At 72.6% G+C, this 26,110-nt stretch carries 28 protein-coding genes; 15 read left to right on the top strand and 13 right to left on the bottom strand.

All coding sequences use genetic code 11. The features are described from left to right. The first annotated feature begins 137 nt into the window (after positions 1–137). The 4 genes from RF644_RS02910 (at position 138) to RF644_RS02895 (ending at position 3,712) form a co-directional block, all read left to right on the top strand. Positions 138–1,292, top strand: coding sequence for an AI-2E family transporter (locus tag RF644_RS02910; protein WP_368795296.1), 1,155 nt, complete (start codon positions 138–140; stop codon positions 1,290–1,292). 280 nt (positions 1,293–1,572) lie between these two features. Then, positions 1,573–1,848 (top strand): hypothetical protein, encoded by a 276-nt coding sequence (locus RF644_RS02905; protein ID WP_368795295.1) that lies wholly within the window; start codon positions 1,573–1,575, stop codon positions 1,846–1,848. A 190-nt stretch (positions 1,849–2,038) separates the two neighbouring features. After that, entirely contained in the window at positions 2,039–3,082 is a 1,044-nt protein-coding gene (locus RF644_RS02900; protein ID WP_368795294.1) for an NAD(P)-dependent alcohol dehydrogenase, read from the top strand. Between the two features lie 60 nt (positions 3,083–3,142). Next, entirely contained in the window at positions 3,143–3,712 is a 570-nt protein-coding gene (locus tag RF644_RS02895; RefSeq protein WP_368795293.1) for a DapH/DapD/GlmU-related protein, read from the top strand. A 94-nt stretch (positions 3,713–3,806) separates the two neighbouring features. On the opposite strand, the gene RF644_RS02890 is transcribed toward RF644_RS02895, so the two are convergent. Genes RF644_RS02890 through RF644_RS02875 form a run of 4 tightly spaced genes read right to left on the bottom strand, consistent with a single transcriptional unit; the run spans position 3,807 to position 7,064 of the window. Next, positions 3,807–4,019 (bottom strand): hypothetical protein, encoded by a 213-nt coding sequence (locus RF644_RS02890; protein WP_368795292.1) that lies wholly within the window; start codon positions 4,017–4,019, stop codon positions 3,807–3,809. A gap of 27 nt (positions 4,020–4,046) precedes the next feature. Further along, positions 4,047–4,685: an RraA family protein gene (locus RF644_RS02885; protein WP_368795291.1), complete on the bottom strand. Its 639-nt coding sequence runs from the start codon at positions 4,683–4,685 to the stop codon at positions 4,047–4,049. A gap of 30 nt (positions 4,686–4,715) precedes the next feature. After that, on the bottom strand, positions 4,716–5,702 hold the full coding sequence (locus RF644_RS02880) for a hydroxyacid dehydrogenase (RefSeq protein ID WP_368795290.1): 987 nt from the start codon (positions 5,700–5,702) through the stop codon (positions 4,716–4,718). Between the two features lie 30 nt (positions 5,703–5,732). After that, complete coding sequence (locus RF644_RS02875) at positions 5,733–7,064, bottom strand: MFS transporter (RefSeq protein ID WP_368795289.1); 1,332 nt, start codon at positions 7,062–7,064, stop codon at positions 5,733–5,735. A gap of 208 nt (positions 7,065–7,272) precedes the next feature. Between RF644_RS02875 and RF644_RS02870 the strand changes: the two genes are divergently transcribed. Beyond that, positions 7,273–8,811 (top strand): IclR family transcriptional regulator, encoded by a 1,539-nt coding sequence (locus RF644_RS02870; RefSeq protein WP_368795288.1) that lies wholly within the window; start codon positions 7,273–7,275, stop codon positions 8,809–8,811. A gap of 56 nt (positions 8,812–8,867) precedes the next feature. Here the strand turns inward: RF644_RS02870 and RF644_RS02865 are convergent, their stop codons facing one another. After that, complete coding sequence (locus RF644_RS02865) at positions 8,868–9,509, bottom strand: isochorismatase family protein (RefSeq protein ID WP_368795287.1); 642 nt, start codon at positions 9,507–9,509, stop codon at positions 8,868–8,870. Positions 9,510–9,670: 161 nt separating this feature from the next. Here RF644_RS02865 and RF644_RS02860 point away from each other — a divergent pair, with 161 nt between their 5' ends. Then, positions 9,671–10,639, top strand: coding sequence for a GlxA family transcriptional regulator (locus RF644_RS02860; RefSeq protein ID WP_144836373.1), 969 nt, complete (start codon positions 9,671–9,673; stop codon positions 10,637–10,639). 97 nt (positions 10,640–10,736) lie between these two features. Beyond that, positions 10,737–11,597: an LssY C-terminal domain-containing protein gene (locus RF644_RS02855; RefSeq protein ID WP_368795286.1), complete on the top strand. Its 861-nt coding sequence runs from the start codon at positions 10,737–10,739 to the stop codon at positions 11,595–11,597. Here RF644_RS02855 and RF644_RS02850 read toward each other — a convergent pair whose 3' ends face one another. The 5 genes from RF644_RS02850 to RF644_RS02830 all read right to left on the bottom strand — a co-directional run bounded on the left by RF644_RS02850 (position 11,598) and on the right by RF644_RS02830 (position 17,770). Next, complete coding sequence (locus RF644_RS02850; protein WP_368795285.1) at positions 11,598–12,926, bottom strand: serine hydrolase domain-containing protein; 1,329 nt, start codon at positions 12,924–12,926, stop codon at positions 11,598–11,600. A gap of 299 nt (positions 12,927–13,225) precedes the next feature. Next, entirely contained in the window at positions 13,226–14,407 is a 1,182-nt protein-coding gene (locus tag RF644_RS02845; protein ID WP_368795284.1) for an SGNH/GDSL hydrolase family protein, read from the bottom strand. Positions 14,408–14,444: 37 nt separating this feature from the next. Continuing rightward, positions 14,445–15,566 carry a zinc-binding dehydrogenase gene (locus RF644_RS02840; RefSeq protein WP_368795282.1) on the bottom strand — a complete coding sequence of 374 codons (1,122 nt, stop codon included), beginning with the start codon at positions 15,564–15,566 and terminating at the stop codon, positions 14,445–14,447. Positions 15,567–15,731: 165 nt separating this feature from the next. Then, entirely contained in the window at positions 15,732–16,364 is a 633-nt protein-coding gene (locus tag RF644_RS02835) for a dihydrofolate reductase family protein (RefSeq protein ID WP_368795281.1), read from the bottom strand. Between the two features lie 146 nt (positions 16,365–16,510). Continuing rightward, entirely contained in the window at positions 16,511–17,770 is a 1,260-nt protein-coding gene (locus tag RF644_RS02830) for an MFS transporter (protein WP_368795280.1), read from the bottom strand. 164 nt (positions 17,771–17,934) lie between these two features. On the opposite strand from RF644_RS02830, the gene RF644_RS02825 reads away from it, so the two are divergent. The 3 genes from RF644_RS02825 (at position 17,935) to RF644_RS02815 (ending at position 19,956) form a co-directional block, all read left to right on the top strand. Further along, complete coding sequence (locus RF644_RS02825) at positions 17,935–18,420, top strand: Lrp/AsnC family transcriptional regulator (RefSeq protein WP_336649507.1); 486 nt, start codon at positions 17,935–17,937, stop codon at positions 18,418–18,420. Between the two features lie 230 nt (positions 18,421–18,650). Next, positions 18,651–19,289, top strand: coding sequence for an AAA family ATPase (locus tag RF644_RS02820; RefSeq protein ID WP_368795279.1), 639 nt, complete (start codon positions 18,651–18,653; stop codon positions 19,287–19,289). A 364-nt stretch (positions 19,290–19,653) separates the two neighbouring features. Further along, entirely contained in the window at positions 19,654–19,956 is a 303-nt protein-coding gene (locus tag RF644_RS02815) for a hypothetical protein (RefSeq protein WP_368795277.1), read from the top strand. Positions 19,957–19,989: 33 nt separating this feature from the next. Here RF644_RS02815 and RF644_RS02810 read toward each other — a convergent pair whose 3' ends face one another. Next, positions 19,990–21,165 (bottom strand): PP2C family protein-serine/threonine phosphatase, encoded by a 1,176-nt coding sequence (locus tag RF644_RS02810; protein ID WP_368795276.1) that lies wholly within the window; start codon positions 21,163–21,165, stop codon positions 19,990–19,992. A gap of 77 nt (positions 21,166–21,242) precedes the next feature. On the opposite strand from RF644_RS02810, the gene RF644_RS02805 reads away from it, so the two are divergent. From RF644_RS02805 to RF644_RS02790, 4 genes are all read left to right on the top strand, one after another. After that, the gene (locus RF644_RS02805) at positions 21,243–22,262 is read left to right on the top strand and encodes a bile acid:sodium symporter (protein WP_368795275.1); all 1,020 of its coding nucleotides are present in this window, start codon (positions 21,243–21,245) and stop codon (positions 22,260–22,262) included. Beyond that, on the top strand, positions 22,259–22,849 hold the full coding sequence (locus RF644_RS02800) for a hypothetical protein (RefSeq protein WP_368795274.1): 591 nt from the start codon (positions 22,259–22,261) through the stop codon (positions 22,847–22,849). Before RF644_RS02805 ends, RF644_RS02800 begins: the two co-directional genes overlap by 4 nt. A 161-nt stretch (positions 22,850–23,010) precedes the next feature. Continuing rightward, entirely contained in the window at positions 23,011–23,496 is a 486-nt protein-coding gene (locus RF644_RS02795; RefSeq protein ID WP_017834031.1) for a pyridoxamine 5'-phosphate oxidase family protein, read from the top strand. An 83-nt stretch (positions 23,497–23,579) separates the two neighbouring features. After that, the gene (locus RF644_RS02790) at positions 23,580–23,762 is read left to right on the top strand and encodes a PspC domain-containing protein (protein ID WP_017834030.1); all 183 of its coding nucleotides are present in this window, start codon (positions 23,580–23,582) and stop codon (positions 23,760–23,762) included. A 3-nt stretch (positions 23,763–23,765) separates the two neighbouring features. Here the strand turns inward: RF644_RS02790 and RF644_RS02785 are convergent, their stop codons facing one another. Further along, entirely contained in the window at positions 23,766–24,218 is a 453-nt protein-coding gene (locus RF644_RS02785) for a MarR family winged helix-turn-helix transcriptional regulator (protein WP_368795273.1), read from the bottom strand. 102 nt (positions 24,219–24,320) lie between these two features. Here RF644_RS02785 and RF644_RS02780 point away from each other — a divergent pair, with 102 nt between their 5' ends. Continuing rightward, entirely contained in the window at positions 24,321–25,004 is a 684-nt protein-coding gene (locus tag RF644_RS02780; RefSeq protein WP_368795272.1) for a maleylpyruvate isomerase family mycothiol-dependent enzyme, read from the top strand. A gap of 18 nt (positions 25,005–25,022) precedes the next feature. Here the strand turns inward: RF644_RS02780 and RF644_RS02775 are convergent, their stop codons facing one another. Beyond that, the gene (locus RF644_RS02775) at positions 25,023–26,048 is read right to left on the bottom strand and encodes a LacI family DNA-binding transcriptional regulator (RefSeq protein WP_229587110.1); all 1,026 of its coding nucleotides are present in this window, start codon (positions 26,046–26,048) and stop codon (positions 25,023–25,025) included. Positions 26,049–26,110 lie beyond the last annotated feature (62 nt).

Genomic DNA, 26,110 nt, shown 5'->3' with positions numbered 1-26,110 from the left:
GTGTCGTCGAGCCGTTCGTCGTGCGGTCGGCATCAGTCGGGAGCGTCGTCGGGTGCCGTCCGGGGTCTTGGCATCGATGAGTCCGTGGGCGCATCCTGAACCCAGGCCAGCGGCGAAGCGGGGGAGGGGCGATTCCGGTGACGCGTCCACGGCATCGCAGGACCTCGCACCCTCGCGATCTGTGGGCGGACCCGCTGGGGCGGGTCACCACCCGGGCGCTGCAGGGGCTGGTGCTGCTGAGCGCGACGGTGGTGGTGGTCTACGGGCTGATCCAGCTCAAGCTGGTGGTGATCCCGCTGCTGATCGCCCTGGTTCTGGCCGCCGCGCTGAACCCTCTGGTCGCCTTCCTGCGCCGGCACCGTGTGCCCGGGGCGCTGGCGACCTGGATCGTGTTCGTGGGCGCGATCGTGGTCCTGGGCGGGGTGGTCACCGGCATGGTCTTCGCGGTGCGCAGCGAGTGGGCGGAGCTGGTGGCCTCCGCGGTGGGCGGGCTGGACCGGTTGCGCCAGTTCGTCGTGGCCGGGCCGATCCCGGTCGGCCAGCAGGGCCTGGACGAGGCTCTGACCGCCGTCGTGGACTTCACGGCCAGCCCCCGGTTCGGTGCCGGGGCGCTGCTGGGGATCTCCGCGGCCACCCAGGTGGTCACCGGAGCGGTGCTGGTGGCCGTGATCCTCTACTTCTTCCTCCAGGACGGGGCCCGCATCTGGGCGTTCGTCCTGAGGCGTTTCCACGGTGAGACCCTGGAGAAGCTGCTGACCTCGGGCACCACGACCCTGCACGTGCTGGGCGGCTATGTGCGCGGCACCGCCATGGTGGCGCTGCTGGAAGCGGTGGTCATCGGGGTCACCCTGCTGGTGATGCGGGTGCCCCTGGCCCTGCCCCTGTCGGTGCTGATCTTCCTGGGCGGCTTCGTCCCCATCGTGGGGGCCGCCCTGATCGGCGGCGTCGCAGTCCTGGTGGCTCTGGTGGCCAACGGCCCGGTCGTGGCGCTGGTGGTGGTGGCGGTGGTGGTGGCCATCAACCAGCTCGACGGGAGGGTGCTCCAGCCGATGGTGCTGGGCCGGGCCCTGAGCCTGCACCCGCTGGTGGTGCTGCTCGCCCTGGCCGCCGGCGGGATCCTCTCCGGTGTCGTCGGGGCAGTGCTGGCCGTCCCGCTGACCGCGGTGGGATGGGCTCTGATCCAGATCTGGTTCCCGAACCCCCGAAACCCCGATGTCCTGTCCCGGCCGGCTGCGCGTCCCGGCGTCCGGCGGCCGGACCAACCGGCCCCGGACGCGCCCGTCGGCGGGTGACGGCCTCGGGGCACCGCTGGACCGGCAGCGTCACCGGAGGACCGGGGCGGATGGACGCCGCCGACGTGTTCCCTTGCGGACCGGTCCACCGCCGGGCGGGGCTTTCCTGCGGTCAGGGCAGCAGCCGAATGGGTTCATGACGGCGTCCTGTCGGTATGAGTCGGTGATCTGGGCCGGAGCCGGGCGGATGCACATCCGGATGTTCTACGGTGGCGAGACCTCCTCGGGGAGGTCAAGCAGCAGGCCCCTCGGGGTGGCCTTGCGATGAGAGGTCCCGGCCATGAGCCGTTCTGCATCCGTTCTCGTGCGCACCGACCGCACCGGCCACACCGTGACCCTGATCGTCACCGGGGAGCCGACGGCCACCGACCGGCAGGAACTGACCCGGATGAGCCAACGGGCCCGCGACCTGTTCCCGGACACCACGGTCACCGTGGAGCTCAGCTCGACGCCGCCTCCCAGCACCGAGGACCCGCAGCGGGAGAACCCTCATCACCGCGGCGACGGTGAGCCCGAGCGCAGCAGCACCCCCGGGCTGCCACCAGCCGCGGTGTGAGCGCGGAGGCACCGACCCTGGGGTGCTCTCCCAGTACGTCCTTCATCAGGGACTCCCTGAGTCCTGCCGTTCCTGATGAGGTGGTGCAGTCGCTGATCCGTCGGGTCCTTCCCGCACGCTCGGCGACTGCGCGGACGGGTCTCCCACCACGTCCGCCCGATCCGCTGCCCCACCACATCAGGAGTTCCCCTTGCTGACCGTCAACGCCTACGCCGCCCCCTCCGCCGACGCACCGCTGGAGCCGACCACGATCACCCGCCGCGAGGTGGGCCCGAACGACGTGCTGATCGAGATCGCCTACGCCGGGATCTGCCACTCCGACATCCACACCGTCAACGGCGACTGGGGGCCCCAGCCCTACCCCTTGGTGCCCGGCCACGAGATCGTGGGCACCGTCGCCGAGATCGGCCCCGAGGTCACCGGTCACGCCGTCGGGGACCGCGTCGGGGTGGGGTGCATGGTCAACTCCTGCGGGCAGTGCACCAACTGCCGCAACGGGGACGAGCAGTACTGCGCCGAGGGCATGGTGCCCACCTACGGCGGGGCCGACCGGGACGGCACCATCACCCAGGGCGGCTACTCCACCCACGTGGTCGTCGACGCCGGCTTCGTCCTGTCCGTGCCCGAGTCCCTGGACTTCGCCGCGGCCGCCCCGCTGCTGTGCGCCGGGATCACCACCTACTCCCCGCTGCGCCGCTGGAATGCGGGCCCGGGCCGGAAGGTCGCCGTCGTGGGCCTGGGCGGACTGGGGCACCTGGCCGTGAAGATCGCCGCCGCAATGGGCGCGGAGGTCACCGTGCTCTCGCAGTCGCTGAAGAAGAAGGAGGACGGGCTGCGGCTGGGCGCCGAGCACTACTACGCCACGTCCGACCCGGCCACCTTCGAGCAGCTGGCCGGGTCCTTCGACCTGGTCCTCAACACCGTCAGCGCCGTGATCGACGTGGACGCCTACCTGTCCCTGCTCACCGTCGACGGGGCTCTGGTCAACGTCGGGGCCCCGGCGGAGCCGCTGAGCCTCAATGTCTTCTCCCTCATCGGCGGCCGGCGCACCTACGCCGGGTCGATGATCGGCGGCACCGCCGAGACCCAGGAGATGCTCGACTTCTGCGCCGAGCACGGCATCGTCCCTGAGACCGAGCTGATCCCCGCCGACCGGGTCAACGAGGCCTACGAGCGGGTGCTGGCCTCGGACGTGCGCTACCGCTTCGTCATCGACGCCGCCACCCTGGCCTGAGCCCGCGCCCAGGCGCTGGGCCTGCGGATCCCGCCGCCCGGACACCGCTGAAAGGACACCATGGAACTGACCGATCTTCTGGAGGAGCTGGACGCCGGGCGCACCATCACGGGGGACTCGCCCCTGCACGAGGTCATGCACCGGGTCAGCCAGGAGGCCCTGCGCATCACCGGGGAGCTCAACGGCGGATACCGGGAACCGGCCCGGGTGCGGGAGCTGCTGGCCCAGCTCACCGGCAGGCCGGTGGACGCATCGGTGACGGTGTTCCCGCCCTTCCACTCCGACTTCGGGAAGAACATCACCCTCGGGAAGCGGGTCTTCATCAACTCCGGGTGCACGTTCCAGGACCAGGGCGGGGTGGTCATCGGCGACGACTGCCTGATCGGGCACAACACGGTGCTGGCCACCCTCAACCACGACCTCGCCCCCAGCCGCCGGGCGGACATGCACCCGGCCCCCATCGTGATCGGCCGCAACGTGTGGATCGGGTCCAACGCCACGGTCCTGCCGGGCGTGACGATCGGCGACGACGCCGTCGTGGCGGCGGCCTCGGTGGTGACCAAGGACGTCCCGGAGAGGTCCGTGGTGGTGGGCTCCCCGGCACGGGTCGTGCGCTCCGTGGGCGACTGAACCGCACCGGGTGGGTGTCCTCCGGCGGACGCCGGCCCGGAGGGCCTTCGCTCTCCACCCTCGCCGCCCGGATGTGAGCTGATCGCGCGAGATCTCAGGAGCGCCGGGAGTGACGGAGCCGGCAGTCGTCGGCGCAGAGCATTCTCCGCTCTCCGGTCACGGTGTCCCGGATCCACACCACGTTGAGCCGCGGCATGGTGGCGAGGACGGTGCCGCTGTAGGTGGGGAAGCCGAACCGGTGGACATCGAGGTGGTCCCCGCGCCGCAGGGTGGAGACGTCGCGGACGGGTCGCAGGTCGGTCAGCATGGCGAGCAGGTCTTTCTCGTGCTGGGATCAGTGGACGAGGGAGGAGATCTTGGCGCGCAGTCCGGCTTCGGTCTGCTCCTGGGCGGAGGTCCTCTCCAGGGCGGCGGTGATCAGGTGCTTCGGGACGACGACGACGCCGTCGCTGTCGCCGAGGATGGCGTCACCGGGGTGGCAGACCACGTTGCCGCAGGCCACTGGGGCGCCGATGGTCCCGGGTCCGTACTTGAAGGGCCCGGCCGGGCTGATGCCGCGGGCGAAGGTGGGCAGGCCCATCGCCCGCAGCTCGTCGACGTCGCGGGTGGCGCCGTCGATGACGACCCCGGCGATCCCGCGGGCGATGCAGAGCTCTCCGAGGATGTCGCCGAAGCAGGCCCGGTTGGTGTCGCTGTTGGCGTTGATGACCAGCACGTCACCGGGCCTCGCGTCGTCGAGGGCGCGGTGGATGGCGAGGTTGTCGCCCTCGCGGGTCTGGATGGGCAGCACGGTCCCGGCCAGCCGCAGCCCCGGGGTGACGGGGCGGATCGCGGCGTGCATCAGACCGAGCCGGGACTGGGCGTCGCCGATGAGGGCGACCGGGTAGTGGGCCAGCTCCCGGATCGGCTCCAGGGCGGGACGGTCCCAGTCCGGGGTGAGCTGGAGGCTGTCGGTGGCGGCGGTGATGATCATGGCGGTTCTTCCTGGGGGTCTCGGGCGGGATCAGCTGTAGGTGGGAGCTGCGACGTCGTTGATCGCGGTGGCCGGGCGGTCCCCGGCCAGGGCGTGCCGGATCGCGGCGAGGGCGTCGGTGCCGGCGGCCAGGAACGCCTCGGCGGTCTGACCGGCCACGTGCGGGGTGACGAGGAGGTTCGGCACCCGGGCCACGTCGATGCCGGAGTGCGGCTGCGGGTTCTTCATGTCCACGGACTCGCCCTCCAGCACGTCCAGACCGGCCCCGGCCAGGTGGCCGTCGATCAGGGCCTGGGCCAGGGCGGCCTCGTCGACCAGCCCGCCGCGGGCGGTGTTGATCAGCACCGCCCCCGGCTTCATCGACGCCAGGGCGGCCGCGTCGACGAGGTGGCGGGTTCCGGTGGTGAGCGGCAGGTGGAGGCTGAGCACGTCTGCCCCGGCGATCACCTCGTCGGCGGTGGCGGGTCGGGCACCGGCGGCGGAGACGGCGTCGTCGTCCACGTACGGGTCGTGGGCCAGGACGTCCATGCCGAAGCCGTGGGCGATGCCCGCGACCATGCGGGCGATGTTGCCGAAGCCCAGCAGACCCAGGGTGCGGCCGTGGAGTTCGAAGCCGTTGAGGTGCGGCTTGAGCTCGGCCCAGGCCCCGGCGGCGGTGCCGGTGGCCCCCTCGGGGGTTCGGCGGGCCAGGGAGAGCAGCAGGGCGAAGACGTGCTCGGCCACGGCCCGGCTGTTGGAGCCCGGGGTGGTGGTCACCCACACTCCGGCGGCGGTGGCGGCGACGATGTCGACGTTGTCGCTGCCCACCCCGTGGCGGGCGATGATGCGCAGCCGCGGGGAGGCGGCGATCTTGGCGGCGTCGAAGCGTTCGGCCCGCAGCAGCACGGCCTCGACCTCGTGGCTGACGTCGGTGTAGTCCACGGCGGTCTCGCCGTAGCCCAGGTGCACTCGTCCCAGGGTGGTGAGCTCGGCCAGCACGTCGGCGTGGATGGGGTCGGAGACGTAGACGGTCGTCATGGGTTCCTCGGTGGTGGGTTCGGCCGCGGGTCAGCGGTAGAGGTGGGAGGCGGTGGAGGTGGTGGTGTTGGTGCGCACCGCGCCCAGCACCACGGCCAGGCCCATCACCCCGAAGACCACGAGCATGTAGGCCGGCACCAGGGTGTTGCCGGTGGCGTCGATCATCCAGGTGGCGAAGTACGGGCCTCCGGCGCCGCCGATCACGGCCCCGACGCTGTGGCCGAAGGCCACCCCGGTGTGGCGGACCTCGACGGGGAAGAACTCGGGCATCGAGGCGTAGGTGCCGGCCTGGCACAGGGCGTAGGGCACCATCCCGATCAGCAGCCCGACCATGGCCAGGGCCACCGAGCCGTTGTTCATGAGCATGAAGGAGGGGATCGTGACCGCGATGTAGAAGACGTAGGAGCTCACCAGCACGCGCTTGGCGCCGATGCGGTTGCCCAGCTGGCCGGCAAGAGGAATCAGGAAGGCTGCGGCCACCACGGCGATGAGCACGATGTAGGAGGCCTCGGCCTTGGTGTAGCCCAGCACGGTGCTGAAGTAGACGGCCACGTAGACGGTGCCGATGTAGGTGCCCATGTTCTGCACCAGGGAGATGAAGAAGACCTTGGTCAGCGGCTTGCGGTGCTCACCGATCAGCCGGCCGAAGGGGGACCCGGTGGTCTCCTTGGCGGTGGCGGCACTGGCGGTGAATTCGGGGCTGTCCTCGATCTTCAGGCGCATGATCAGGCACAGGATGCCCAGGGGCACGGCAATCATGAACGGGATCCGCCAGCCCCAGGACTCCATCGCCTCGGCCGGCACCAGGGTGGCTGCCAGGGCGGCCAAGCCGGCCGCGGCCCCCTTGCCGAGGACGGCGATGCTGGGGATGAAGGAGATGTAGAGGTTGCGCCGCTCGATCGGGGCCCATTCGCGGATGTAGCTGGCCGCCCCGCCGATCTCCCCGCCGGCGGAGAAGCCCTGGAGCATCCGCAGCACACCGAGCAGGATCGGGGCCCAGATGCCGATCTGGGCGTAGGTGGGCAGTGCCGCGATGAAACCGGCGGCCGCACTCATCAGCAGGATGGAGCCCACCAGGCTGGTCCGGCGGCCCATCCGGTCCCCGATCCAGCCGAAGAAGATCGCCCCCAGCGGGCGGACGATGAACGCAGTGCCGAAGATCAGGAACGTGTTGAGCAGCCCCGCCACCGGGTCGTCGCTGGGGAAGAACACCACGGCGATGGTCGCGGCCACGTAGCCGAAGACGCTGAAGTCGTAGTACTCGATGAAGGTGCCGAAGGCCGCGACCCCGGTGGCCTTCTTCGCCTTGCGCTGCCGCTGCGGATCCACCGCGGGGGCGGTCAGCTGCTTAGTGGTTGCCATGTGGACTCCTAAAAAATGGGACACTGTCCTGAAATATCGATACAGTGTGAGTCGGGGCACGTGGCTGTGTCAAGGGCCACAACGCCGGCGCTCCGTGCCTGTCGACGTCGTGCGGCTCCGGCGCAGGGGGGCCGGGCGGTAGCGTGGTGGGCGCGGCTCCGGTTCTGGGCGGGAGCGTGCCGACAGAACGAGCAGGCGGAGGGCAGGCGTGAGCGAGACCACGGCATCCAGCAACGACCGGATCGTCGAGGTGCTCCATGCCCTGGTGGCCCGTGAGCAGGCGGCCGGGGTGCGTGAGCTGGCCGAGGAGCTGGGGGCCAGCCGCAGCACCGTCAACCGCATCCTGCTGGGACTGGTGGAGCAGGAGTTCGCCCTGCCCACCAGCAGCGGGGCCTACCGGGTCGGCCCGCGCCTGCGGGTGCTCTCGGCCGCCCTGCACGACCGCCATCCGATGCTGGCCCGCACCGGTGCCGTCCTGGATCAGCTGGCGGAGCAGTCGGAGGCCACCGTCATCGTCGCCGTCCACGACGCCCCGCGCCCGCAGGCCGTGGTCATCGCCCGTCGGCGCCACCCCGGTCCCGTGGCCTACTCCCTGGAGCCGGGCACGGTGCTGCCGCTGCATGCCGGGGCCACCGGGCGCGCCATCCTGGGCCGTATCGGCATGGAGGCCCTAGGGTCCGAGTCGCTGGAGGCCCGCACGCCCGAGACCGTCACCGACCGGACCGAACTGGCGCGGATGCTCGAGCACGACCGCCGCACCGGCCATGTCATCAGTGTGGGTCAGCAGTTCCCCCTGGCGGCCGGGGCCGCCGCCGCCTTCTCCTGCCTGGGGCTCACCGGATCGGTCTCGATCACCAAACCGCGCTACCTCGCCGACGACGCGGACCTCGACCGCTTCGGCCCGCTGGCCCAGGCGGCCGCCCGCACTATCGAAGACCAGTGCCCCACTCCGCCGGTGCCGGTGGACCTTCCCTCGGAGGCCATCCACCCTGCGGGGGGCACCGCCCTGGAGCGGATGACCCGGCTGCTGGCCGTGCTGGTGGCCGAACCCGCCGGCGTCCGCCCCGGACAGTCCCTGGCGCGCGCGATCGGGGCCAACATCGCCACCACCCACCGCCTGGTCGCCACTGCCACCTCCACCGGGCTGGCCCTCACCGACGGAACCACCCTGCACCCGGGCCCGCGCCTGCTGCACTGGGCGGCCCGGCTGGGTCCCACCCGTGACATCGGCGCCCTGACCGGTCACATCCTGCGCGAGGTGGCCGAGACCACCGGGGAGACCATCGGACTGGCCCAGCTGGACCCCGTCACCGGCGCCGCCGAGATGACCACCGTCATCAACGGCGTCCAGCCCCTGCACTACGGGCTGGCCTCCGGGGTGACCATCCCCCTCCACGCCGGGGCCGCCGGCAAGGCCATCCTCGCCCACTGCCCGCCCGAGGCCCTCGCGCAGCTCGAGCTGGAGCCTCTCACCGACCGCACGCCCGTCGACCGGCATGCGCTGCTCGAGGACCTGCGGGCCATCCGCGACCGCGGCTGGGCCACGGCGGACGGTGAGCGGATTCCCGACGCCTACGGCCTCAGCGCCCCCTACTTCATCGACGGTGCCGTCGCCGGGTCCATCACCGCCACCGTGGCCCGCTTCCGGGTTCCCCAGCTCGATCTCGACGCCCTCGCCCGCACCATGCAGGACGCTGCGCACCGCATCACCCGGCTGCTCACCGTCACCCCGATGCCCACCGTCTGACCACCGGCAGGGCGGAGCCCGAGCTCCGGCCCACCGGCAGCCTGAAGGCCGGTGGTCTAGGAACCGCTGGTGAACGCTTCCGCTCCGTTCATCGCCGAGGCCACGAGGTTGCTGCGGACCGGCGACTCGCCGCCGGCGACCGCCCCGATCCAGGCGTCCGTGGTGGTGACCGCGGCGAAGTTCGACTGCAGCAGCACCATCAGGGTGCGGTGCAGATCCTCGGCCGAGACCTGACCGGCCTCGTTGGCGAGGTGGATCGCGCCGGTGGCGTCGGAGAGGATCTCGGCGGCGAAGCCGAGCCCCTCGGCCTCGACCGCCGTCGCCAGGTCGCAGTTGTTGGTCATGTAGCCGACCACCGTGATCGTGTCGACGTCGCGCTCGCGCAGCCACTCGGCCACGTCGGTGCCGGCGAAGACGCTGCCGTACCCCTTCACGACCTGCTTCCACTGCCGGTCGTCGAGCTGCTCGAGATCAGGGTGGAGCGGATATCCCGCCGAGCCGGGCGCGAAGATGGGTGCGCCCTCGTCCGTCTCGTGCTGGACCATGACGACCGGCATGTCCTGCTCGGCGGCGACCTCGAGGACGCGGCTGATGTTGGCGAGCGACTCCTCGCGGGGCGGGTACTGGATGGACATGGGGCCGTCGAAGTACTCCATCTGGGCGTCGACGACGATCAGGGCGCGGCGGGGAATGGTCACGGGATCTCCTCTGAAGAAAGCGGTGGGCCAGCGGTGGTGCATGGCCTGCAGTCCATGTTCGGATCCGACCGGGTTCCACCGCGACTGGCCCGCGGGCATAATGACGATGAGATCGGGCCATTCTTGCTGCGCAGCGGCCCCGGGGGGAGGAACGAGGTCTGGTGCGGATCGCGATCCATGCGTTCGACGGTGTGACGATGTTCCACCTGGCCGTGCCGCAGCTGGTGTTCGGCGAGGTCACCCGGCTGGGCCTGGCCGAGGGCTGGGACACGGTGCTGTGGAGCACGGGCACGGACATGGTCACGACGGCGGAGGGCTACTCGCTGGGCCGTCTCGCCGGGCCAGAGGCTGCCGAGGACGCCGACCTGGTGGTGATCCCCTCCTGGCCCTATCCGCCGGTGGCCGTCGACGAGCCGCTGCGCGCCGTGCTCACCCGCGCCCATGCGCATGGGTCCGGTGTGGTGGGTCTGTGCATGGGGGCCTTCGCCGTCGCCGAGGCCGGTCTGCTGGGCGGGCGGCCCGCCGTGACCCACTGGGAGGGGATGGACGAACTCGCGTCCCGTCACCCGGAGCTGGCTGTCGAGGACTCGGTGCTCTACATCGACCACGACGACGTCATGACCTCCGCCGGCACGGCCTCCTCCCTGGACGCCTGCCTGCACCTGGTCCGCAAGCACCTGGGTGCCGCGGCCGCCAACCGGGTCGCCCGCAGCCTGGTCGTGGCCCCGCACCGGGAAGGCGGCCAGGCGCAGTACATCCAGCGTCCGGTCGCCCGGCCCGACAGCGGGGATCCCCTGGCCGCCACACTGGACTGGGCGATGGCCCGGCTGCACGAGCCCCTGTCCATCGACGAGCTCGCCGCCCACGCCCGGATGAGCCGCCGGACCCTGGTGCGCCGCTTCCGCGACACCACCGGCACCACCCCCGCCCGCTGGGTCCTCGCGCGACGCCTCGACGAGGCCCGCAGCCTGCTCGAGACCACGCGCTGGGGTGTCGACCGCATCGCGCTGGCCTGCGGCTTCGGCAGCGCGGTCACCCTCCGGCAGAACTTCGTCTCGGCCTACGCGACCACGCCGTCCGCCTACCGGCGGAGCTTCGCCCTCCGAGAGGCCGGAGGGGAATCCCGCTAGGTGCAGGCTCCGGAACGTCCGCAGCACCCCTTAGCCTGGGAGCACCACGACCGGCGCCGCGGACGTCCGGTGCGGGAGACGGGGCGGGGAGCACGAGATGGATGCAGGACGTGGGCACCCCGACAGCGACGAGCGGAGCCCGCAACCCAGGGACGGTGCCCGACGGGCCACCGTGGTGCTGTGGGCGCACCGGTTCGGCTTCCTCGTCACCAGCGTGCTGGCCGGCTGGGGCGTCTACCACCTCGTCCTCGAGGAGATCGACGACGACGGGCGTCTGCCCTGGTTGTTCCTGCCCCTCTGGGTGCTGTCGGCCTATGTGCTCCTGCCGCGGTTGAACCGTCTGCTCACCGGCATCTACGTCCCCAGCTACTTCATCGGACGGGCCCGCACCTCCGACGGCCTGCTGGGGGACCCGGTCAACCTGGCGGTGGTCGGCACCCCCGCGCAGCTGTCCGCCGCGATGGTCGGGGCCGGCTGGACCGCCGCGGATCCGCTGACCCTCGGCACCGGCTGGCGCATCGTGCGGGCGTCCCTGCTCCGCCGGAGCTACCCGGCGGCGCCCGTCAGCCCCCTGTTCGCCTTCGGGTCCCGGCAGTCCCTGGCGTTCGAGCGGGAGGTGGCGGGCAGCCCGGCCCAGCGCCACCACGTCCGGTTCTGGATCTGCCCGCCGGGGTGGAGGCTCCCCGGCGGGTACGCCGTCGACCTCATCGGGGCGGCCACTTTCGACCGGCGCGTGGGACTGTCCCTGTTCACCCTCCAGATCACGCACAAGATCGCCGCGGACACCGACCGCGAGCGTGATCTTGTCGTCTCGTCCCTGCAGGCCGTCGGCGCCACGGGCCACGTCGTCGAGCAGTACTCCACCGGCTATCACGCCCGCAACGGAGGCGGGGACGCCATCGAGACGGACGGGGACCTGCCCATCATCGATGTCCGCCCGATTCGGTGGAGCGGGTGATCAGCGTTCCGGGTTGGGCGTGAAGGTGTGGCCCAGGGCGGTGGAGACCTCGGCGAAGATCCGTGTGGCCGGGGTGGCGCACGGTAGGGTCCTGGGGTCGTCGGCCAGCACCGGGGACTCCGGGCAGTCCCCGGAGGGGATGTCGCTGGTGGCCTGCACGACCACGGTGGTGTCGGTGGTGGTGTCGTAGTAGACGGTGGTGTTGTACCCGGGCTGCGTCCCGGTGTGCCCGACCCAGCCGTCGATGCACCCGAAGCCCAGCCCGTAGCCGGACTCGGGGGGCTGGAACGAGGTGAGGCGCTCTCGCTGGGCCTCCGGCTCCAGCAGTCCGTGCCCGGTGCCCAGGGCCCGGCCGTAGGCCAGCAGGTCGTCCACGTCCGAGATCAGGGCCCCGGCGGTGGCTCCCCAGCTGGGGTTCCAGTGCGTGGCGTCGGCCGGCGCCTCCGGCGTCGCGGTGTCGCCCTGGAGCGTGAAGCCCTGCGCGTAGGGTTCCGGCATCTCGGTGGAGTCACCGGGCCAGACGGTCTCGTCGAGTCCCAGCGGGTCGAAGATCTGCTCCTCCAGGACCTCCCCGACCGGCTGGCCGGTGACCTGTTCGACGACGAGGCCCAGCAGGATGTAGTTGGTGTTGGAGTAGTCGAACTGCGCACCGGGGGCGAACAGGGGGGATTCCGAGACGCCGACGGCGACCAGCTCCTCCGGGGTGAAGACCTGCTGCGGATCCGCGAAGAAGCGGTCCGTGAACTGGGTGCTGCGGGTGTAGCTGGCCACCCCGCTGGTCATGTCCGCCAGCCGGCGCAGGGTGATCTGCTCGCCGTTGGGGATGCCGTCGACGTAGTCGGCGATGGGGTCCTCCAGGGAGAGCTCACCCTCCTCGGCCAGCTGCAGGACCAGGGTGGCGGTGAAGGGCTTGGTGACCGATCCGACGCGGGTGTGCACCCCCACCTCCATGGGCTCCCCGGTGGCCGGGTCGGCCACCCCGTAGGCGGCCGTCCAGGTGCCCTCCGGGGAGGAGACCCCCACCACCGCACCGGGGGTGGAGGCCTGCGCGAACGAGGCCCGAGCGGCGGCGTCCAACGTCGTCGCCCGTTCCTCGGGCAGCGGCCCGGACATCTGCGCGGAGGGCTCTCGGGCCACGACGTCGTCGACATCGGTGACACAGGCCTCGGGGTCCGTGGCCGGAGCCGACGGTGCCGCCGCGGCGGCCGGAGTGGCCGCCGGCCCGGCCGGGGAGGGCGGCCCGGCGGCTGCCCCGCCGGTCCCGAGGAGGAGCGCCGCCGCCGTGGCGGCGGCGAACGTGCGGCGCGTGGATCGTGCAGGTGCGGACATCTTCGTTTCCTTCTCGATCGGCGCAGGCCGCTTCCGGGGAGGGCCTGCATCCGGAGAACAGTGCTTCTGGCGCAGTCGTCATGGGCGACGATGTCGACCCCTGCGCCGCACTCCACCGCGAAGGCACATCCGACAGCACGTACGGGGCGTGGAATCGATGAGATGACGGGCCGGTCCACGGCCCCGGATCACGCACCGGCCCCGGTGAACGCGTGGGACAGGCGGTGCCCCCAGCGTAGGACGGCCCTCCGGGCCGGCCGGCCGACCTGCCCCGGATCGTTACCCAACCGCCGAAGATGTCACGCCCCTTCGCCGGCCGGCAGCGAGCCGTGGCCGAGCACGAACTCGGCGAAGCGCTCGCCGATCCGCAGGTGCGTGGTCGCGTCGGGGTGGAGGGCGTCGGGCAGGGGGAGCTCCCGGGCGTCGGACTCCCCGTAGAGCTCGCGTCCGTCGAGGTGGAACAGGTGCGGATCGTCGTGCGCCCGCTCCGTCACGATCCGTGCCAGTTCGGCACGGATGACCGTCAGGGTGAGCTTGCCGGCGGCGACCTCGCCGGGGTCGCCGGTCGCCCGGAACCGCAGCTCACCCCGGGCGAGGGCGTCCGGGTCGAAGGCGCCGGGTCCCGGGGTGTGTTCGTGGATCGGGCACAGGAGGGGGGAGATCACCAGCAGCGGGGTGTGGAGGTGGCCGTCGCGGATCGTGTCGAGGAAGCCGTGCACCGCCGGGCCGAAGGCCCGCAGCCGCATCAGATCGAGGTTGACCAGGTTGATGCCCAGCTTGACGCTGATCAGCTCGGCCGGGGTGTCCCGGATGGTGCGTGCGGTGAACGGGTCGAGCAGCGCGCTGCCCCCGAAGCCGAGGTTGAGCAGATTGAGGTCGGCCCGCCTCGCGGCGACCGCCGGCCAGGTGCCGGTGGGATGCACCGCGTTCGAGCCGTGGCTGATCGAACTGCCGTGGTGCACCCACCTCGGGCGCGGGTCCTGCACCGGCCGGAGGGGGGCGTCGGAGCGGAGCTCGGCCAGTTCCACGGTCTCGTTGTGCGGCAGCCAGAGTTCGACCGTCTTGGGGCCCCGGGGCAGATCGTCGAAGACGACGCCGCCGATCCCGGCCTGCGTGATCTGCCGGTCGCCGGTGGTCATGTCGATGCTCACCACGGTCGCGGCCTCGAGGCCGGCCTGCTGGGTGCGCCGGCCGTCGACCAGCAGGTCGAAGACGCCGGCCGGGCGCGGTGGTGCGCCCTCGTACCGGACGCGTGTGGCGCGCCCGCGGAGCTCGATGCGGCTCGCCTCGGTCGCGAAGAGCAGCCGCGCGCCCGAGGGCTGGGACTCGGCCATGGCCAGCTGCGGGTCGCGGGCCTGGTTTCTGGCCCACGCGGGGAGGCGGTGCGGGATCACTCCGTCGTCCGTGCGCTCCAGCTCCAGGACGCCGTGGAGGAGCTCGTCGGTGACGGGTGTGGTGCAGTGTCGGTCGGGGATCGGCATGGTCCTCCCAGAGTGTGTGGTGTCCGGCAGCGGTGGTTCAGGGGGCGGGGTCGGGCGGGATCAGGGCGAACTTGCCGACGTGCGTCTTCTCGAGGAACTCCCGCTGGGCGGCCGCGATCTGCTCGAGCGGGAAGATTCTCGCCAGGAGAGGCCGGATCTCTCCGCGCTCGATGTAGGAGACGACGTCGGGGAACACCTCTTCGTCCCACGCCGTGCACCCGATCAGGGTGAGGTCCTTCAGGTAGAGGGCGCGCATGTCGAGTTCGACGAGGGGGCCGCCGATGGCTCCGGAGGAGACGTACGTCCCGCCCCTCCGGAGGAGGCCCAACACCGCCGGGAAGCCGGGCCCGGCGACGTTGTCGACCACGACGTCGACGCTGTCCGCACCCAGCACGTCCCGCGGGTCGTCCCGCCCGATGACCTCGTCGGCGCCGAGGGCGCGGACCTGGTCCCGTTTGGCGTCACCGGCCATGCCGACGACGTGGGCGCCGCGCCGCTTGGCGAGCTGAACCACGGCCGATCCGACGCCGCCGGAGGCGCCGGTCACCAGGACCCGTGCCCCTGTGCTGATGCCGGCGCGGCGGACCATGTTCTCCGCCGTCCCGTAGGCGCACGGGATGGTTGCCAGCTCCGCGTCGCTCCAGTCGCAGTCCACCGGGAAGACCTCGTGCGCCGGGACGACGACGAACTGGGCGAAGGCTCCGTCGAGATCGGAGCCCAGCCAGGTCGTGTCCCAGGAGGAGAAATCCTTGGTGCGCATGCAGGCGCGGATCAGCACCCGTGCCCCGAGGGCGGACTCGTCGCCCCCACGACCGACGGCCACGACCTGCCCGCAGCAGTCCGCGCCCTGGATCAGCGGGAACGGGGTTGCCGCGTTCCAGCCGCCGTCCGGTCTCGTCGAGGCGTCTCCGACGACGTCCTCGGACACATCGTTCGTTCCTGCCGTCACCGACGACGAGTACCAGCCGAGCCTGGTGTTGATCTCGGTGTTGTTCATGCCGGCCGCCAGGACGCGAACCAGCACCTCACCCTCGCCCGGCTCGGGGATGGGCACTCGGGAGAGCACGAGACGGTCGTAGCCGCCGACACCGGTGGTGACGACCGCCATCATGGTCCCGCCGGCGACGCGTGTCCGGGGGAGGGGTGGGTTCGTGGTCATCCCTCATCCTGGATCACGGTCAGTGCTGATGCCAACGAGCGGACGGTCGCGGTGTGCGTGCGTGCGGGCAGGGCGAGGCTGCGCACGGCCTGCCCTCATCCGGGCGGCAGCTCGCCTCCGGGATCACCTGCGATCCACCTTCGCCTCAGCCTTCGCGACCCCGGTTCAGGCGCTCGTCCGGGTGAAGGTCACGTGGGTGACTCCACGGGGCGAGGAGGTGGCCTCGACCCGGTAGTCCGCCTCCAGGCCCTCGAGTCCCTCCCACAGGCGCACGCCGCGGCCCAGCAGGATCGGGGCCACCACCACGTGCAGGTGGTCGACGAGCCCGGCCGCCAGGAAGTCGCGGACCGTGGTGGGGCCCCCGCCGATGCGCACATCCTGGCCGTCGGCGGCCGTGCGCGCCGTCTCGAGCGCCTCTGCGGGCGAGGCGTCGATGAAGTGGAACACGGTGCCGCCCTCCATCTCGATCGAGGGGCGCGGGGAATGGGTGAGGACGAAGACAGGCGTGTGGAACGGCGGGTTGGGGCCCCACCAGCCCTCCCACCCGGCGTCCTCGTGCCACCCGGGAGGACCGAACTTCCCCGCCCCCATGATCTCGGCGCCGATCCCCGCGCCGTGCAGCTGGGCGAAGGCGTCGTCCACGCCGCCGCTGCCACCGGGATCCCACCACCGGGTGGCGATCATCCATTCGTGCAGCCTCTGTCCGGCGTGCCCGAAGGGGGCGTCCTGGCTCAGGCCTGCACCGGTGCCGAAGCCGTCGAGGGAGATGGAGAAGTTGTGGACGCGGGCCCGTGACATGGCTGGTGCTCCTTCGCGCTCGGCGACTCCGTCGTCCCACGATGATGACTGCTCGGCGCGCCCGGGGAAAGAGCCGCCTGTGGCCGCCGCCGGTGCTCATCGCCTGACGGCGGTCCCGCGCGTGCTGTCCCTCGTGCCCCGACCGGTCAGGCCTGCTGTCCGCGCCGCGGCCCGCGTCCGGCCCGGAGCCGGACGATTCCCGCCAGCAGCAGGCATGCGCCCGCCAGGGTGCCCGCGAACCAGTGGACGGAGGAGGGGACGCCCACGGCGCCGGCCAGGACCCCGAGGCCCAGGACCGGCACGGCGCTGCCCAGATAGGTCACGATGTAGACCGCGCTGACCACCCGGGCGTTGTCGGCGGCCGGAACGGCCACGGACAGCTCGTTGAACGCCGTGCGGAACGCGACGCCCTGGGCCGCCCCGGCGAACAGGGCGGCGAGGAGCAGCAGCGGCAGGCTGGCCAGCGCGCCCGCCACCCCGATCAGCGCCGTGCCCAGGGCCATCCCCACCAGCGCCCCGGGCAGGGCCCGGACGCGGGGGCGTCCCACCAGCTGCGCCGCGGCGGATCCGATGAGCACGAGGGCCGCCAGCGCCCCGATCCCGGCCGGGGAGCTCACCCCGAGCGTTCGCGCGAAGTAGCCCGGAGCCAGCGAGAGACTGAAGCCGAAGAGCGCAAAGCTGAGGAAACCGACCGCGGCCGCCTGCTGGAACCGCGTGCGGACCCCGGGCGGCAGGCAGAGACGGCGCGGCCGCAGGGCCTTGAAGGCCGCTGATCCCGGGGCCGGGGCGATGGCCGGCCGGGCGTGCAGCGTCCACAGCGGCACCAGGACGGCGATCAGCATGGTGCAGTGGACGGCGAAGGGAGTCGTCGTCGGGTGGGGCAGCTGCCCCAGGGCCCCGCCCAGCAGGGGGCCTGCCGCCACTCCGCCCGCCGACGCCAGGAGGGTGAAGCGGCCGGCCCACTCCGGGCGGTGGGGCAGGAGCTCCCGGAGCGCCGCGCTGCTGGCTCCGGTCACCATCGCGACGGCTGCGCCCTGCAGGACCCGACCGGTCACGAGACCGGCGAGACCCCCGGCGGTCGCGAAGACGATCTCACCGGCCAGTCCTACGAGGACCGAGAGCACCAGGGCAGTGCGCCGCCCGATGTGGTCCGACCAGTGCCCGTAGAGGACGAGCCCGGCGATGAGGGCCAGGACGTAGGAGGAGAACGCCACCGTCACCGCGAAGGGGCCGAGCCCCAGGCGCTCCTGCAGCGCGGGGTACAGCGGGGTCGCCAGGTTGGCTCCCACCAGCAGCAGCGCCGTCGTGGACATGGTCAGCACCAGGCGGGAGCGCGACCCCGCGTTCCACCCCCGGCCTGCGTCGCCGGCGCCGGAGCGCATGGTCAGCTCGTTGAACACGGTCATCGCGGGCCTTCCGGTGGGATCGGCGATTGCGGGCTGTGCCGTGGGTGTCCGGCGCAGTGTGCTCACGCAGTCTGCCGGAGACTGCATCCGGCACCACTGAGATGCTTGCGGAACTGATCACGGTGATCAAAAGTTGGGGGCGGACGACTGACAGGGAGACCACCGTGACCACACTGGATGCCCTCGACATCGGGCTGCTGCTGCACCTCCTGCGGTACCCCCGGGCGCAGATCGGGGAGGTGGCGGCCGCACTCGGGGTCGCCCGCAACACCGTGGTCTCGCGGATGCGCCGGCTCGAGCGCCGGGAGGTGCTGCGCTCCGGTGGTCGAGACGTCGACCTGGCCTCCGTGGGCTTCGACGTCCTGGCGTTCCTCACCCTCGAGGTCACCCACCGGGAGCTCGACGCCGTCGTCACCGCCCTGCGCGGCATCGACAACGTCCTGGAGGTGCACGAGATCTCGGGGCGCGGGGACGTCTGGTGCCGGGTGGCGGCGCGGGAGACCCGTGATCTGCACGCCGTCCTGCGTTCGATCCTGCGGATCCGGGGAGTCCTCCGCGCCGAAACGTCCCTGGCCCTGAGCGAGCAGATCCCCTACCGTGTCCAGCCCCTCCTGCGAACGCTGTCGAAGGGCGACTCCACGTCAGCGTGAGGGCCGCTCCCCGGCGACCCCCGAAGCCCGCTGCGTCCACCCCACGATGCCCGCGCGGCGGCGGACGCTGTCCCCACGCGGGCACCGATCAGCCCACCGGTTCCCGGGACTGGTTGGATGGGGACCTCCAGGCTTCTGTCCCCGTGCCGCGCCGCGGGACGTCCACGAAGCCTCCGACGGTCAGGAAGGCCGTGCGCCGTGTCTTGTCCAGCAGCACCGGGAGCAGCCCGATGACGGGGTTCCGGGGCCGTCCCGCTGCGGTCCGCAGAGGGCGGCGGCCCGGGGCCCTGCCGGCTCGCCGGGCCCGGACCGTGGTGCTGCTGGGCGTCGACGGGGCGGGGAAGACGACCACCGCCGCGGCACTGGTGGCGGCGGAGGAAGAGGCGGGGCGGGAGGCGGTCGTGCTGCGCAACCGGTCCGGCCGCCGCTGGCTGGCACGCGCCTCGGCGCGGTGGGGGGTGGAGGTGCCGCTGCGGTGGGCGGACCGGTTCGAGATCGTGGTGCGCACCGCCAACGTCCTGGTCTCCCAGGTGCGCGCCGCACACCGGGACGGCCTGGTGGTGATCGATCGCCACCTGGTGTGCCAGTCGGTGCTGCGGCAGGTCCGGGGTCTGCCGCCGGGCCGGGTCCTGCCGCGGCTGGCGGTCAGGGCGCTGCGCGGGGCCGTGGTGGTGGTTCTCGACGTCCCGGCCGAGACCGCCCGTGCGCGGATCCTCGCCCGCGGGCAGGACCACGAGTCGTTGGAGTACCTCCGCGCGGCCCGGGCGGCCTACCTGGAGTTCGCCGGTGCTCTGCACTGGACCGTCGTGGACGCCACCGGGGCGCCCGAGTCGGTTCTCGCCCGGTTCACCGGGCTCACCGGCCGGTGACGGACGGGAACCCCTGACCGGTCCTCCCGGGTCGCCCGTCGCGCTCCCGTGCTTCGCGCGCCCCGATGCGTCGACATATTTCGCCGGGCGGTTCCGGTCCGTGGTCCGGGTCGCTAGTCTCGGGTCCACCTGCGGGCAGAGGCGAATCCCCCACCAGCGCGCCGTCTGCGACTCCCGGACTCCTCGGCGTCCACCGGCGCGCCCGGTTCCATCGGGCAGCCGGGATCCGCAGGCCCCGCGACGGTCCAGGGGGTCCGGGGAGCGGGGCACTCCACCGGAAGCGTCACGCCCCGCGGGGGCGGACACCGACCGGGCACGGCACGACACCACCGAGCACACCACTACGACGAAGTAGGGAAGCGCGATGACCACCACGACCAGCATCCACTCCGGATCGACACCGCCGGCACCGCAGACGATCGGGACCGGCGTCCGAGGGTTCCAGGTCCTGCCCCGGGAGCAGACCCGGCCCGGCGCCGCACCGGCCGGAAGCGCCGGGCGACCCCCCGGCCGCCGGAGTTCCGAGCGGGAACGCCCCGAGGACGACGAGGCGGTCATCACCGCGGTGCTGGCCGCCGTCAGCCACCGCTCCTCCCGGGAACGCCCCGAGGACGACGAGGTGGTCCTCACCTACACGAGCGAGCCCGCCTGCCGGCACGTGGGGTGAGCCCTCGGACCGGGCGCAGCGGCCGGTGGGTGCTCAGGCGGTGCGCCGGAGCGCGAGGACCGTCGTGTCGTCATCGGCGCCGGAGGTGCCGGCGTAGTCGCTGCACAGCATCACGAGCTCTTCGGCGGTGCCGGCCAGCGTGTTGAGGGCTGCGGCGGTCGCGACGGCCGCCTCGAGGTCGTCGAAGAAGTCCAGGTAGCCGTCGGAGACCACCAGCAGGGTCTGTCCGGGCGGCAGCGTGGTGGTGTGCACGTCCCAGATCCACTCGGCCACGACCCCCAGGGGCGGGCCCGAGGAGATCAGCCGGCGGTGGGCACCGTCCGGGGACAGGATCAGCGCCAGGCCGTGGCCGGCGTCGATGTAGCTCATCTCCCCGGTCCCGGTGTGCACCCGGGCGATGAAGGCGGTGATGAACGCCCCCGCCTCCTCCAGCAGCGGGGTCAGCGCCCCGGCCGCGCGCTTCATGGCCTCCGCAGGGGGGTTGTACTGGAACGTCCCGCGCAGCACGGCGCGCGCGGAGGCGGACAGCAGGGCCGCGGGGATGCCCTTGCCCATCACGTCGGTGACCATCGCCTGCACCTCGTCGCCCAGGACCATCCAGTCGTAGAAGTCCCCGCCGATGGACCGCGCCGGCAGGCACCGGCCGGCGGCCTCGACCACGGGGGTGACCAGCCCGGTGCGGGGCATGAGCATCTGCTGGATCTGTTCGGCCCGGTCCAGCTCCATCTGGGCCGCGAGCTCGCGCTCCACCCACCCGGCCATCTCCGCGAGGATGCGCCGCTCCCGCTCGTCCAGCTCGCGCGGGACGCTGTCGACCAGGCACAGGGACCCGACCGGCTCACCGCCGGGGGCGTGCAGCGGGTGGCCGGCGTAGAAGCGCACCGGGTCGTCCCCGGTGACGAACGAGCTGCCGGCGAAGCACTGCTCGGTCATCGCGTCGGCGACGATCAGCGGGGCGTCCCGGTCGACCGTGCGCGCGCACAGCGAGTCGGCGCGGGTGGCGTGGACGAGCCCGTCCAGTCCCGCCTCGGCCTTGGTGAACTGCCGGTCGGCGTCGATGAGGTTCACGGCCGCGGCCTTCACCCCGAAGACGTCCTGGGCGATGCGCACCACACGGTCGTAGCGCTCCTCCCGGGGGGTGTCCAGGATCTTCAGGGCGTGCAGGGCATCGACCCGGGCGGCCTCCGTGCGGGCCGTGTGCGTTTGCATGCCACCAGGCTATCGGGGTGGGGACCGGCGACGACCGCCGGCACCCCCCCCGGAGGGTCTGCCCCTAGGCTGGGCGGGTGAACGCACCGACAGCCGTCGCACGGGCCGAGCGCCACCAGGTGGCCGTGTACCTGGTGGCCATCGCGGCCGCGGTCCTCGTGGGTTGGACGGTGCCCGGCGCGCCGGCGCTCGCCCCTGCCATCACCCCGGTCCTGGGGCTGCTGCTGTTCGCCACGTTCCTGGCCGTCCCGTTCGCCGCACTGGGCCGGGCCTTCGCGGATCTCCGCTTCCTCGCGGCGCTGCTGGTGGTGAACTTCCTGGTCGTCCCGGTCGTGGTCCTCGGGCTGTCCCGGCCGGTCGCCGGGCACGAGGCCCTGCTGCTGGGCGTGCTGCTCGTGCTGCTGGCCCCCTGTGTGGACTACGTCATCGTCTTCACCGGTCTCGCCGGGGGCGCCGCCGACCGGCTGCTGGCGGCCGCCCCGCTGCTGATGCTCGCGCAGATGCTGCTCCTGCCCGCCTACCTGCTGCTCCTCGCCGGCCCGGAGGCGGTGGCCCTGGTGGAGCTGGGCCCCTTCGTGGAGGCGTTCGTGCTCCTGATCCTGCTGCCCCTGGCCGCGGCGGCGGCCGTGCAGCGGGCGGCGTCCCGCTCCGCCGCGGCCCGGCGGCTGGAGTCCGCGACGGGCGCGGCGATGGTGCCGCTCATGGCGCTGACCCTGTTCACCGTGATCGCCTCGCAGGTGCGCGGGGTGGGGGAGCAGCTGGCCGACCTCGCGGCGGTCGTGCCGCTCTACGCCGGCTTCCTGGTGCTCATGGTCCCGATCGGGATCCTGGCCGCCCGCCTCGCCCGTCTGGACGTGCCGGTCTCCCGAGCCCTGGTCTTCGGCGGGGTCACCCGCAACTCCCTCGTGGTGCTCCCCCTGGCCCTGGCGCTGCCGGAGCGGCTCGCGCTGACGCCGTTCGTCGTCGTCACCCAGACCCTGGTCGAGCTGGTGGGGATGGTGGTGCTGGTGCGGCTGGTCCCCGCGCTGGTGCGGGACCGCGATCCACGACACAGTGGGGGCACCACCCCGTCCCACCGAAAGGCACCCCGCCCATGACGCAGCGCCTCCGCCCCGCCACCCAGGCCCTCCGACTGTGGGTTCCGCGCCAGTGGGGCGTCGCGGTGCTCGCGGGGCTCGCCACCGCCCTGGTCCTGGGGCTCGCCACCGTGCTCATCCCCAACGGCTTCTTCAGCCGCGAGCTCCCGCCCGTGTGGTGGAACTACCCCGTCTGGATCGCCACCTCGGCGCTCACCGGTGTCCTCGTGGCCTCCTACGTGTCCCCCGTGGCCGGCGGCACCCCCCTTCCCGGGGACGACGACGTCGCCGCGGCCACCGTGGCCTGGGCCGTCGAGTCCGGCGAGCGCCGCAGCGCCCGGCTGGGCGCGGTCGGCGCGTTCGCCGCCTGGTTCGCCGTGGGCTGCCCGGTCTGCAACAAGCTCGCGCTGCTGGCCCTCGGCTCCACCGGGGCGCTGACGTGGTTCGCGCCCGTCCAGCCGTGGCTGGGGGTGCTGGCGCTCGCCCTGAGCGCGTTCGCCGTGGTCCACCGCCTCGCCGGTCAGATGGCGTGCCCCGTGAACCTGCCGGTCTCCACCGCGCGCAACGCGGTGGTCCCGGCCGCCGCCGAGGCGCCGGAGGGCCGTTAGGGAGGGTCGCCGTGGCGGTCCTCCCCGCGGCCTGGCCGGGGCGGTTCGCCCGCCCGGCCCTCGTGCGACGCGCCCCGGGTTCGTAGACTGGCCCTCCGCGCCGCGGACCGCAGTTCAGCAGTCGAACACCGTCAGCAGTCCACCGAAGAAGGGACCTCCCCATGACCGACCAGGACAACGGCACCGCCAAGGTGCGCCAGCTCATCAAGGACACCCGGATCGCCATGCTTACCCACGCGGACGAGCACGGGAACCTGATCTCCAAGCCGATGGCCACGCAGGACGTGGACTTCGACGGCACCGTGTACTTCATCGCCGAGCGCACCTCGGACCAGGTCCAGGACCTGCAGCAGCGGCCGGCCGTGAACGTCGCCTACGCCGGGGACGGCGCCTGGGTCTCGCTGACCGGGACGGCGCTGGTGCTCAACGACGAGGCCAAGCTCAAGGAGCTGTGGGACAGCTTCACCGGCTCCTGGCTCGAGGGCGGGCCGGAGAACCCGAACAACATCCTCATCGAGGTCACCGGCCGCTCCGCCGAGTACTGGGACACCCCCGGCGGCGGCAAGGTCACCCAGGTGGCCAACCTCGTGAAGTCCAAGGTCACCGGCGACACGATCAAGGGCGACAAGGGCGTCGTCGACCTCTGACGCCGGCCGGGGCCGTCCGCTCCGCCCGGACCGGACGGTCCCGCCCCCGGGCGTGTCCCGGGGCGCGTTGGTAGGATCCGGGCATGAACACTTCTCTGGTCCGCCCCCGCAACGGCAAGCTCATCGCCGGCGTCTGCGCGGCCCTGGCGGCCCGCTTCGGACTGCCGAAGTTCCTCCTGCGGCTGGGCTTCATCGTCTTCGGCCTGGTGGGCGTGGGGGAGCTGGTCTACATCGCCCTGTGGATCATCATCCCCAAGGAGGCCTGAGCCTCACCCCTGCGCCTCCGGCCCCGCGTGCGGGTCGGTGATCTCGCGCAGTGCTGTGAGCGCCTCGCGCAGCTGGCGCATCCTCCGTTTGCCCAGGTGCGCACTCCACTCCGCCTCGATCCGGGCCTCCTCCGCGCGGGCGATCGGCACGAGCTCCATTCCCCGGCCCGCGATCCGCACCAGCCGCGCCCGGGCGTCGCGGGGGTCGACCGTGCGCTCCACGTAGCCCGCGCGCTCGAGCCGGTCCACCAGTACCGTGGCCGTCTGCTTGGCCACCTGCGCCTGCTCGGCCAGCTCGGACAGGCGGGTCCCGTCCGGGCCGATCCGCGCCAGGATGCGCGCCTGCGGCACGGTGAGGTCCGTGTAGCCGGCCCGGCGCACCGCCTCCACGATCCGCTTCTCCGCCGAGCGGTGCGCGATGAACATGAGCACCCCGATGTTGAGCTGTCCTGTCATGCCCGCCCCTCGAAATAGTCTTATGAACGAACTATAATCGGGTCACCCGGAGGACACGAGGGGCCCGGTGGCGGCCCCGTCCGCGGGTGAGGAGGCAGGACCATGAGCACGGTCCGGAAGAACAGCACGACCGGCCCGATGGGTGACGACGACGTCTGGGCCGTGATCGATCTTCAGCGCCGGCGCACGGCGGACCTGCTCGCCGGGCTCTCCGGGGAGCAGTGGGACCACCCGTCGCTGTGCGAGGGATGGACGGTGCGGGACGTCGCCGCCCACCTGACGCTGCAGCAGCTGGGCCTCGGCGCCGCGCTGCTGTCCGCGCTGCGGCACCCGGGCGGTCTCAACCACGTCATCCTCGAGTCCGCCCGTGACCGCGCCCGCCGTCCGGCGGACCGCCTGGTCGCGGGAATCCGCGCCACGGTGGGCTCCCGGCGGCACAACGTGGGTGTGACGAGCCTCGAGACGCTGACCGACATCCTGGTGCACGGTCAGGACATCGCCGTGCCGCTGGGCCTCGAGCTCGAGATGCCCCCGGAGGCCGCGGCCGTCGCCGCGGAGCGCGTGCGGTCCACCGGGGGCACGCGCACGGCGCGGGTGTTCCGGCACCTGCCGCTGGAGGGCTTCCGGTTCGTCGCCACCGACGTCTCCTGGGCCGCGGGCGAGGGCCCCGAGATCCGGGGACCGGCCGCCGCGCTGCTGCTCCTGCTCACGGGGCGCCGCGCCGGGCTGGACCGGCTGACGGGAGACGGAGCCGAGATGCTGCGGCGCCGGCTCGCGCCCGCGTGACTCCTGGGCCCACGCAGCTCAGGCCGCGGGGCGGGTGGAGTCCCGGACGACGAGCTCGGGCTGGAAGCTCACATGGCGGTGGTGGTGGCCGGGGTCGGTGATCTCGTCCTCCAGCAGCTCCACGGCCGTGCGCCCGATCAGCCGGGCGGGCTGGCGGATCGAGGAGAGCGGGACGATCGCCGAGGTCGCGAAGTCGATGTCGTCATAGCCGATGAGCGCGATGTCCTCGGGCACCCGGACGCGGTGGGTGAACGCGAAGGCCTGCAGCAGCCCGAGCGCCAGCAGGTCGTTGGCGGCGAACACGGCCTCGGGGCGGCGCCCCGGGGGGAGCTCGAGGATCTGCTCGCCGACCCGGCGTCCCTCCAGCACCGTCAGGGCGGTGGTGCCGAAGGACTCCAGGGACGCACCGGGCACGGCCTCGACCGCCCGCTGCGCCCCCGCTCGGCGGTCGCGGACCTGGTGCAGGGAGTCGGGGCCGCCCACGTAGGCGATCCGCCGGCGGCTCGTGCCCAGGAGGTGCGCCACGGCCGCGCGACCGCCCTCGACGTCGTCCACGGCCAGCGAGCAGTACTCGCTGGGAGCCGCGTGCTCGTCCACCAGCACCACCGGGGTGCCGCGGGAGCGCAGGACGTCGACGCGGGCCCGCTCCGGGGTCTGGGGGGTGACGAGCACGCCCCGGACCCGCTGCTCCTCGAACAGGTCCAGGTACAGGCTCTCCCGCTCGGGGGAGAGCCCCGCGTTGCCAATGATCACGGCCTGGCCCAGCCGCTCGGCGGCCGTCTCCGCGCCCAGGGCGATCTCGTTGTAGAAGGGGTTGGCCGAGTCCTGCACCACGAGGCCCACGGTGCGCGAGCGGCCGGCCTTGAGCTGGCGCGCGACGTCGTTGCGGACGTAGCCCAGGTCCTCGATGACCCGGAGCACGCGGCGGCGGCGGTCCTCGGAGACCACCTCGGGGCGGTTGAGGACGTTGGAGACGGTGCCGATGGACACCCCGGCCTCCCGGGCCACCTCCTTGATGCTCACCGCCGGTCGCGCAGGGGTCACGTCGTCACTTTCCCTCGGAACTGTCCAGGTCCTCGATTCTAACGATCCGGCCGCCCGGCGTG

The sequence above is a fragment of the Kocuria sp. CPCC 205258 genome (assembly GCF_040981005.1).
Taxonomy (GTDB): domain Bacteria; phylum Actinomycetota; class Actinomycetes; order Actinomycetales; family Micrococcaceae; genus Kocuria; species Kocuria rosea.
This window is presented reverse-complemented; position numbering and strand designations above follow the sequence as displayed.